At 48.5% G+C, this 8945-nt stretch carries 10 protein-coding genes; 1 reads left to right on the top strand and 9 read right to left on the bottom strand.

Features of this window, described 5'->3' with window-relative positions; all coding sequences use genetic code 11:
• The first annotated feature begins 56 nt into the window (after positions 1-56).
• Positions 57-884 carry a TatD family hydrolase gene (locus tag ABD014_RS21035; protein WP_343864519.1) on the top strand — a complete coding sequence of 276 codons (828 nt, stop codon included), beginning with the start codon at positions 57-59 and terminating at the stop codon, positions 882-884.
• 44 nt (positions 885-928) lie between these two features.
• On the opposite strand, the gene ABD014_RS21030 is transcribed toward ABD014_RS21035, so the two are convergent.
• The 9 genes from ABD014_RS21030 to ABD014_RS20990 form a co-directional block, all read right to left on the bottom strand.
• Positions 929-1588 carry a response regulator gene (locus ABD014_RS21030; RefSeq protein ID WP_343864517.1) on the bottom strand — a complete coding sequence of 220 codons (660 nt, stop codon included), beginning with the start codon at positions 1586-1588 and terminating at the stop codon, positions 929-931.
• Positions 1566-3947, bottom strand: coding sequence for an ATP-binding protein (locus tag ABD014_RS21025; RefSeq protein ID WP_343864515.1), 2382 nt, complete (start codon positions 3945-3947; stop codon positions 1566-1568). Before ABD014_RS21025 ends, ABD014_RS21030 begins: the two co-directional genes overlap by 23 nt.
• Positions 3948-4009: 62 nt before the next feature.
• Positions 4010-4186: a competence pheromone ComX gene (comX, locus tag ABD014_RS21020; protein ID WP_343864513.1), complete on the bottom strand. Its 177-nt coding sequence runs from the start codon at positions 4184-4186 to the stop codon at positions 4010-4012.
• Positions 4187-4387: 201 nt separating this feature from the next.
• A complete protein-coding gene (locus tag ABD014_RS21015; protein WP_343864511.1) occupies positions 4388-5311 on the bottom strand; it encodes a polyprenyl synthetase family protein in 924 nt (307 codons plus the stop codon).
• A 239-nt stretch (positions 5312-5550) separates the two neighbouring features.
• Complete coding sequence (locus ABD014_RS21010) at positions 5551-5937, bottom strand: GntR family transcriptional regulator (protein ID WP_343864509.1); 387 nt, start codon at positions 5935-5937, stop codon at positions 5551-5553.
• A gap of 60 nt (positions 5938-5997) precedes the next feature.
• Positions 5998-6156 (bottom strand): DUF4177 domain-containing protein, encoded by a 159-nt coding sequence (locus tag ABD014_RS21005; protein WP_343864507.1) that lies wholly within the window; start codon positions 6154-6156, stop codon positions 5998-6000.
• 2 nt (positions 6157-6158) lie between these two features.
• The gene (locus ABD014_RS21000) at positions 6159-6905 is read right to left on the bottom strand and encodes a nitroreductase family protein (protein ID WP_343864505.1); all 747 of its coding nucleotides are present in this window, start codon (positions 6903-6905) and stop codon (positions 6159-6161) included.
• 44 nt (positions 6906-6949) lie between these two features.
• On the bottom strand, positions 6950-8347 hold the full coding sequence (locus ABD014_RS20995; RefSeq protein WP_343864503.1) for a YcaO-like family protein: 1398 nt from the start codon (positions 8345-8347) through the stop codon (positions 6950-6952).
• A complete protein-coding gene (locus ABD014_RS20990) occupies positions 8344-8931 on the bottom strand; it encodes a TOMM precursor leader peptide-binding protein (RefSeq protein ID WP_343864501.1) in 588 nt (195 codons plus the stop codon). The genes ABD014_RS20995 and ABD014_RS20990 overlap by 4 nt, the downstream gene beginning before the upstream one ends.
• Positions 8932-8945: the final 14 nt, after the last annotated feature.

Genomic DNA, 8945 nt, shown 5'->3' with positions numbered 1-8945 from the left:
CATAATTGTATAGTAAAAGGTGAAAATGAACGTTCAGGAAAGGAAGGAACACGCTGATGAGTTCAGATCTTTCACCATTAATAAAGCCAGAGCGGCAGCCTTTGATGGATGCCCATATTCATTTTGAGATGTATGAAGCGAACGAGAGGACAGCTATCATACAAGAAATGCGCGAGCATAACATCGAGGCCATGATCGCCGTCTCCAAGGATCTGGACTCCAGTCAGGAGAACCTGAAGCTCGCCGAATCATATCCTGGATTTCTATACCCGGCCTTCGGTTATCATCCGGAGCAGAATGTACCTTCCGAGGACGAGTTGCAGTGGCTGCTGCAATGGATGGATGAGCATACCGCAGAGATGATTGCGGTCGGCGAGATCGGCCTACCTTACTATTCACGGCTGGAGGCTACAGAGCAGGGTAAGCCCTTTGACCTGGAGCCGTACATCCAACTACTTGTGATCATGCTGCAATTCGCGAAGAAGCATAATAAACCTGTTGTCTTACATGCCGTATATGATGATGCCGACCGAGTCTGTGATCTTTTGGAGCAATATGAGATCAAGAAGGCGCATTTCCATTGGTTCAAAGGATCGGCCAGGACGATTGCAAGAATGGCTGAATCCGGTTATTACGTGTCATTCACTCCTGATATTCTATATGAAGAGGAAATTATCGATCTGGCCCGCGTCTATCCGACTGACCAGGTGATGGTGGAGACGGACGGCCCGTGGCCTTTTGAAGGGCCCTTTAGTGGACAGACTACCCATCCCAAGATGGTCAATGACGCGGCAGCGGCCTGGGCGAATATTCGGGGCATACCGCTGGAGGAGGCCCGAAAGATGCTGTACGATAACACCCGCCGCTTCTATGGGCTTGCCTAATATCATGAAGAGCCATCCGATGGGATGGCTCTCTCTTTGCGTTTTTATACGAACTCACTGGAGTGAATTAACCCCAGCCGTCTGGCCTCCACAATCGCTTCCGATCGTGAACGCACATTAAGCTTCTCGAAGATGCGTGTCAGATTATATTCGACCGTTCGCTGGCTCATCAACAGCTTGGAGGCAATCTCCTTATTGCTGCTCCCATTCGAGACCTCCTGGAGTATTTCCTGCTCCCGCTCATTGATCGATACCTCTTCCATCGACTTCTCTTCCCGCCCCTGGTTCAGGCGAATTTCTCTACGCCGCAATTGACGCAGCAGCGATACCGGAATCACTGCCTCATCGCGCAGAACACAACGGATCGCATTCAGCAGCTGCTCTCTGGTCGCGGTCTTACTGACCACGCCGCTGATGCCCGATTCCACGAGAATGTTGAAATTGGGGCTGATCTCATACCCTGTATATATCAGAACGCGGCTCTCCGGCTTGACCTTCATAATTCGCTTCGTTAGCTCAATCCCGCTGATCACAGGCATGTTCAAATCAAAGAGCATCACATCGAAGCTCTCCTGCTCAACCAGTTCCATCGCTTCCATCGCAGACATAAGCACCGTGACCTTCATATCAGGGTCCTGCTCAATCATATTTTTCGTTCCCTCGCCCACTGAGGGATGATCATCAACCAGCAATATTCGAACCATCTGTATCCTCCTCGCTTTCTCTGTCCATACTTGCTGACTCTAGCGGTAATGATATTTGAACCTCAAGCCCTTCTCCGGGTTCTGATCTGAAATCGATCGCTCCCTCAAGACTGTGCACTCTCTCCTTGATGCCTGATAAACCCATATGCTGATAAGAATCGTTGAGATCCTCCAGCTTCAACCCGATCCCGTTATCCTTATAGAAAAGCCGTATATCACTCTTTTGTTCCAGAGTTATGATAATATTAGAGGCCTTGGCATGCTTGCCGGCATTACGGAGCAACTCCTGTACAATACGGAATATCGTGAGCATCTGCTCATCATTAATATCCGCCATAAATGAGTCGGATTGAAAATCGATAACATAATTGGAGCGGATCTGCGCCTGCTCAAATAACCCTTGCAGAGCTTCAACAATTCCCATCTCCTGAAGCAGAGGCGGACGCAGCTCATTACATGTCTCCCGAATCTGATGGATAACGTCCAGTAGGCCTTCTCTGACATCGACCAGCTTCTGATGAAGCTCTGACGACATATCATGGTCCAGCATCGCGGATTCCAGATTACGATACCAGATCAATTGATCCTGAAGCGCGGAATCGTGGAGATCCGAAGCCAGCTTGCGCCGTTCCTTCTCGGCAAGCTTGAATATTAGTCGAAGCAGCCATGGAGAGGAGTCAGCCCCCCTATGCTTCTGGAACTCTACCTCAAGTTCCTCGACCAGGCTCTCGATCAAATACAAATTCTCATATACGATTGCACTGTAGTTGGCTAATGTCCGCAGCCAGGCCAGTTCATCCAGATTGTATCTGGTCCTGTTCCCTTTCACATCCAGCCACATCAAGTGCAGAATATTCTGCTTCTTCCCCGCGATCACGCAAATGCCCCTCTCCACATTCAGTACGCTTCCGATCATCAAATGGCCTGCTGAGGTCTGAACCGCTTCAATGACAGAATCCTGAATATCGGCAAGTGATTCATTAAGCTTAAAATCCATAAAATGATCCGTATCGATCTCAAGGAATGCGACTTTCTTGACCGGTAGCACATTATAGATTTCCTGCTCCAATACGCGTTCCAGATCGGATCGCTTCATAACGCGTGATATTCGAGCAGAAAACCGATTGAGGCTGCCTTGAAAATTATGCAGATCCTTATTGAGCTTGGGACGCAGCTTAAGATCGGCATATTCCTTCAGGAACAGCATCAGCGTAATCAATAAATAGCATGCGAGGAACAACCGGCTCCATTTGACCCAGGATTGATTATCCTGATTCATAATGAGAACCGTCAGCAAACAAATTACAAGCGTAGGCAAAAATGACAGACTGGCGTAATAGAAAACCCGATTGATTAGAAAATCAATATCGAACAACTGCTTAGTCGTAAACATATACAAATAAACAATTGGAATAGTCAAGAGAAATACCGCAGCGATTTCCGGCGATAAAAAGGATATGCCAAACAACTGAGGAACAGCAAACAAAAATACAAACGGAAAAAAGCCCGTTATATGTCCGATCAAAATTAATTTGAATAAAGACTTCAACGGTCCGTGGCGATGAGCAATAAACTTTTGCGCCAATCTTAAGACAATGTAAATATTAATTCCTATGAAATATATCAGTATCAAGGTTGATATGACACTTGGCGATCCGTAATTAAATATAATTTTGCATATATTGAGTCCAAGAACGATACAAACTACGGTATAGAAAAACCCTAGAGAATAGCGACTAATCATTTTCTCCTGATAGCGATCCAGATAATACGTCATAAATTGCAAGAAGAAGATCGGCACCATGAGAATGGTGAACGTCATGGTCAGTCTGCCCACCGGGTCAGCTCTTCCAGAAGAGAGCGAACTTAAATAAGCGATTCCGATAGATAAGAAGAACAGAATCAACTGAATGGCCGCCGGATCGCCCTTCTTCCTCTGATATACGAAGAAGGATAGACCGGAGAATAGAAGTACGGAGATCAGAGGCGAGATAAGCTGGATCATCAATTCATTCAACGACAGATTATTGGATACATGAAGCAAAATAAAGTTTGGTGTGCCATCCTCACCTGCCCGGTTCAGAACTATTGATGATGCCCTCTCCAGCAAGCCGTATGTCTTGATCGTGAAGAAATCCTTCGCCGGCTGGCCGTTCACCTCAAGAATCGTATCCCCGACTAATATTCTCCCGTTCCCCCAGCTGCTCTTGGAAGAGAAATCTGTGACTACATACTGTCCTTCCCCATTATCAGCAACCTGCGCTCCGATAAAAGGATTCTTATATATGGAGAAAGACAAATATCCTACAAGAATGCTAATTAGAACAATTAATATCGACATTTTTGGTTTATGTGCCAATGTTGTTCCCTCACATTTTAGATTAGTTCACTTAATCTGCATTCTTTATAAGAATGATGTTATTAGCACCATGGAATAAAGCGAAGCGGCTCTTTACTCATATCTCCTTGGTCTTTAAGCACATCGATTAATGCTCTTTGCTCGACGGCACTCATGCCTGCCAATTGAAGCTGTCCTGCCTGAATATTCATCATTGCACCAGAGTCTTTTACCATAGCTTGAATCAGTTCCTTCAACATCTTAAATCCCTCCAATTGGATTATTTGATTAAGAGGTTTTCCTCTTAAGCCCAATATACAGGTCATTTCAGACGTTGGAAACGACAACCACTCCCGTATTTCCCGCAAACCTTTTTGCGGGACTTGCGTGGGTTTGCGGCCGCCATTTGCGGTTGATTAGATAGGGGCGCAAGCTCCTCGATATCCCGCAGCAGTCAGCCTTTATTCGGCAAAAGAGAGCATCTTCTCCTTCCAGTGCGGCTCCAGATTAAGACGTTCGATATGCTCCAAATAACGGTAATAATGCGTCCTCATTCGGACGGAGGTATAGATCAACGTTCCCGTTGATTCTATCATCTGCTCAACCTCCTGCCTGCGTCCTACGACATCGGCAAAATCAAGACGCCCCTCGAAATAATCGATGATCCAGTGCTCCTCTTCGGAGACGGATTGCAGCAAGTACAGCGTCGGGAGCGTCTTTTTCCGATTCAAAAAGTCATTCTTGTCATCCCAGTTTAGCAAGTCGCGAATGTCATTTTTAATCTGGGCGGCGATACCAAGCTGTTCCGTATACAACTTGACTTCCTCGATCCATTCACCAGTCGCCAGTACAGTACCGATCATACTAGCGGTAACGAGAAGGGACGCCGATTTCTGCGATACCATTTCAATGTACTCTTCTTCCGAACTGATATCGTTGTAAAGATCCGTCATTTGACCATTCACGGCGATGAGGATCCCTTGATTAAGAAGCTGCGCCGCCGCTAATCTCCGTTCATCCGGGAATCCGGTTGATAGAATAAGCTCCCCTGAAAGTGTCAGCATACCGATCCCGATATTCAGGGCGATTTCGGACGGAAGCTGGTTCCATGCCATCTTACCGTTATCCTTATCCTGTATATCATCGATGATGTCCAGGCTGAGCATCATCAGCTCGATCGCCGCAGCTGCTCGGTAAATGTCCTTTGTGTCTCCACCTGCGAACATCCTATAATGAAGTACGGTCATTCTGCCCAGCAGCATAGAAGATTCTTGCATTTTGTCCTCAAGACATGCGAGTGCGTGTTCATAGAGCTGTGGGACACTAAAATAGGTTCTCAAACTTTCGCGCAACTCTATTTCTAGTATTTCCGCAAATGGTTCCACACTATAACCTCCATACGAAATGAATTATAAAAATATCCAATTCTTTATATGTATTCCATATCTACGAATTAACCCCTTCTTCCTTACGAAAATAAACAACAAAAAATTACAAGAAAAAAAAGTCTATCCCATGAAATATTCATCGAATAAACTTTGTAAGCAAGCTCTATTCTATTGATTTCCGATGGCGAGCCCTGAAGCCGCAAGTGGCCTCCTAAAATGGACTATATATTTTATATTTAATCGCAGTATAACAACTGATGGAGCATATTCGTCATCTCTTCGGGAGTAATCCGATACATCCGGGCCATCTGAACAGCCCCTTCCAGCGCACGACTGACTTGCGAGCAGCTCCATTCGTGATCGAAGCAGCCATTTTCAAATTTGACAAAGGTGCCGATTCCTTTTCTGACCGTCAGCAACTTCTCCCGCTCAAGGTCCGTATATACTCGGCGTACGGTCACAAGGCTGCAGCACAACTCACTGGCTAATTCACGGAGTGAGGGTAGCATCATGCCATCCGGCAGGTCGCCGCTAGCAATCAGGGCCCGAACCTGTTCCCGAATCTGAATATATAAGGGTTCATTGGATTCCGGCGATATAACGATAGGCAATATTCGGCTCATTCGTATCCCTTCTTCCTGCATAACGCAAGCCCTAGTTGGACTGAACTTCCCGTTCGAAGATCAGCTCGAAGTGGCCCGCTGTTCCAAACTAGGGGCAAAAATTTGCAGCAGTCTCCATCCCTGTCTGGCATGCTCATGCACAAACTCATGATAGTCCTGGACCGGTTTATTCTCGATAATCCCGCGCAAATCAACTCTCTCAAATTTATATTCGTACATCCCTATTCCTCCCCGCGAAATATAAGACTCGACAATACGACATCATAATAGCCATCCACGCCAAGCAGTTCCTGCACTGGCTTATCATAGAACGTCATTACCGGAACGAGCGATGATCCTCCGCCCTCTTGCGAGCTGCGCACGAGGCGCTCCGTCAACCGGCCGCCCTCAAGCATGCATAAGCGGTAGCCCCGCTCTCCGAACAGCCTGATGCTGCGGTTCATATTCGCGGTGATGAACAAGGCCAAGTCCCCATCGTGAAATTCCAGGCTCTTGTCATAAGCCTTGCTCCACCAGCGTGGATCCTCCTCTTCCTTGACATACTCTACGAACTTCTCCACGGGACTGTAATAGAAGAGCTCGTAGTTGCCGCCGGTCTGGCTCTTGGACAGAAAATATAAATCGAGAGCGTCCAGCTTATCGGTTGGGCCCAGATTATTTAGGCTCTCAAAATCCCAGAACGGAACGGCGGTGCGCTGCAGCTTCTCCAGGCTTGCGATCAGCTCGGCTATATAGGGATGGCCCTCTTGATAGAGTTCATCGGCCTTGAACCGCTCCGCGGCATAATAACGCTTGGCTGGCGTTACTACCTGATTCATCTGCATGAACAGATTTTTCAGCATGTTCATGCGCGACCGGGTCAATACATCCAGCTGCGGATAATGATTGGAGTTGAGATGATAAGTCATCGCCAAATGCTCCTCCTCAAAATCCTGATCGGATCGCCAATCCATATATTTGATTTGCATGGGTATCACGTCCTTATGATTTGATGAGTGAACGCTAGTGATCTTTATGGAAACGGATGCGGGCTGCGGTTCAAATTTTGCGGCTGGATCGGCTCTGTTCGGAGTGCAAGCTCCACCGGCGTCTTATAGATCCGTTCACTGGTAATAATCCGCTCCTTCTCGCTGCGCGGTAGCTGGACCGTACCCGGAACGATCATCTTGACGACATGCAACCCTAGTTGACGGACATCGTCCGTGGTTAAGTCGACACACAGCACTTCAAGTCTCCGATTCGCAAATTGCTGAACGATATATTGAAGGCGCTCCGCTTCCGTACCCGCTGCAATAGGCGGAGCCGGCTGGATCGATCGGAACTCGCTGGAAGCCGTGGTGAACGCTAATTCTTCATGGGCAAAGGGCTGTTCATAATAGGGCAGCCTCAATCCATAATCAGTAACCTGATGCGGCAGAAGCGACGGGATCGATTTCGAGTACATTTGCGACTTATTGCCGATGAACAATTGGCTTATCTCCAGCAGCGTCTTGTATACAGCTTCCTCCATCGATAGCTGGGCTGATCCTCCGACCGATACTTTGCCGTCGCGGGTCATCAGCAGACCAAATGCGGAAGGGATACCGATGTCGCTCGTTGTATCGATCATCGTTAACTCGAATTTATTCGGATCGAGCAGCTCCTTGAAATGATCCATAACGGGCAAATGGCGGGTATCCAGTCTCGGCAGCGAGAGCGAATTGTACCACATAATCATGAAGGCATCCCGCTCGATGATCTCCAGCAGACCTCCAATCATAGCCTGCTCCTTTGTGGTTCCCGCCGCTGACCCGGTCATGAGGCCGAAGCATATCGCTTCCTCATCCCCGCTCTGCGGGACATACGAGTCCCAGGCGATCGCGGCCGGCACCCATTTCGTTCGCCCCGTTGTCAGACTGCGGCCATGCACCCAGCGAATCCTGGATTGCTCTGTAAAGGGCCTATATGGAAATTGCCACTGCTCGTACTGCTCTTTCGTAAATAACGGAAGTTCATTCGGATGCAGCGCATCCTCGCCAAGTTCCTGCCAAGTCGCAAGTACCAGACGTTCCGGAATAACATAAGCGGCACAATAACGCTCAATCGCTTTCGCAACAGCGGTCGTATTGGCCTCCTCCAGCGTCAACCCCATTCCGCTGGCAAAGAAATCGATCAGACCATGCTGTCCCTCCGCGAGAAATTTCGGGTTGGCCGGAGCGGCCAAACTCAAATATAGTCTGGGGTCTCCAGGGTCCGAACTTAAATTCATTAATCCCCTGACCATGCCCCCATGCGGACTAATCGCCTTCCGCAAATGATCTGGCACGGTAGATGTCAAGCCTTGAAGCTTAACCGAAACCGCGGCATTGTCGGTCCTAGGGCGGCCTGCATACCTCGCCCCTCCCGACCTTCGGATCAACGTACGGCTCATGGCCCAAGCACCAGGTCCGACTCGCGCCAAGACTGTGCGGCGAGATGAGCCTGGCTCCTGGCTCCGCAGGAAGGACAGGTCGGCACCTTGTAGACCGGATTAACGTCCCCCTGCAGGTGGAAGACGTCAAAATCAATCATATGACCGAGCGATAACGGCGGAAAGCTGCTCGTATGGCGCGAGATCCATTTTGCCGTCTCGATGGCGATTACACCGCTTAGTACAGACCAAGACAGATCGAACATGATGTCCTTCGCCTCCAGAGGAGCGAGGCCGTTCGAGCTGCCGCGCCGCTGCGCGCATTCATAACAAGCTGAATAACCGGGAACGATAATCGGGCCAATTCTGCCTGTGGAATGAGAGAATTGTACAGGCAGCCAAGTGATCCCCTGCTCCAGTGCGTAGGTATTGAACGCTTCCCCCCATTTTTCAGCCTGCAGCACGACAACCAGCTCGGAATCTATGCTAACATCCGCGAACTCACTTACTGTGCTCACTTCAACGCCTAGTCCTGCAAGCAAGCCTTCGAGCGGATCCGCCGGATTAACAGCCTCCTTCTCGTACAGAATCGTGACCTGACTCATATGGATTGGCCACC

The organism is Paenibacillus motobuensis (genome assembly GCF_039521865.1).
Lineage (GTDB): Bacteria > Bacillota > Bacilli > Paenibacillales > Paenibacillaceae > Fontibacillus > Fontibacillus motobuensis.
The sequence above is the reverse complement of the archived record's forward strand: the minus strand, read 5'-3'. Positions and strand labels throughout refer to the sequence as shown.

Bases quoted from the DNA above. Each gene is read 5' to 3' on its own strand.
- ABD014_RS21035 (WP_343864519.1), top strand. From the start codon at position 57: ATGAGTTCAGATCTTTCACCATTAATAAAGCCAGAGCGGCAGCCTTTG.
- ABD014_RS21030 (WP_343864517.1), bottom strand. From the start codon at position 1,588: ATGGTTCGAATATTGCTGGTTGATGATCATCCCTCAGTGGGCGAGGGA.
- comX (WP_343864513.1), bottom strand. From the start codon at position 4,186: ATGTTGAAGGAACTGATTCAAGCTATGGTAAAAGACTCTGGTGCAATG.
- ABD014_RS21010 (WP_343864509.1), bottom strand. From the start codon at position 5,937: ATGAGCCGAATATTGCCTATCGTTATATCGCCGGAATCCAATGAACCC.
- ABD014_RS21005 (WP_343864507.1), bottom strand. From the start codon at position 6,156: ATGTACGAATATAAATTTGAGAGAGTTGATTTGCGCGGGATTATCGAG.
- ABD014_RS21000 (WP_343864505.1), bottom strand. From the start codon at position 6,905: ATGCAAATCAAATATATGGATTGGCGATCCGATCAGGATTTTGAGGAG.
- ABD014_RS20995 (WP_343864503.1), bottom strand. From the start codon at position 8,347: ATGAGCCGTACGTTGATCCGAAGGTCGGGAGGGGCGAGGTATGCAGGC.
- ABD014_RS20990 (WP_343864501.1), bottom strand. From the start codon at position 8,931: ATGAGTCAGGTCACGATTCTGTACGAGAAGGAGGCTGTTAATCCGGCG.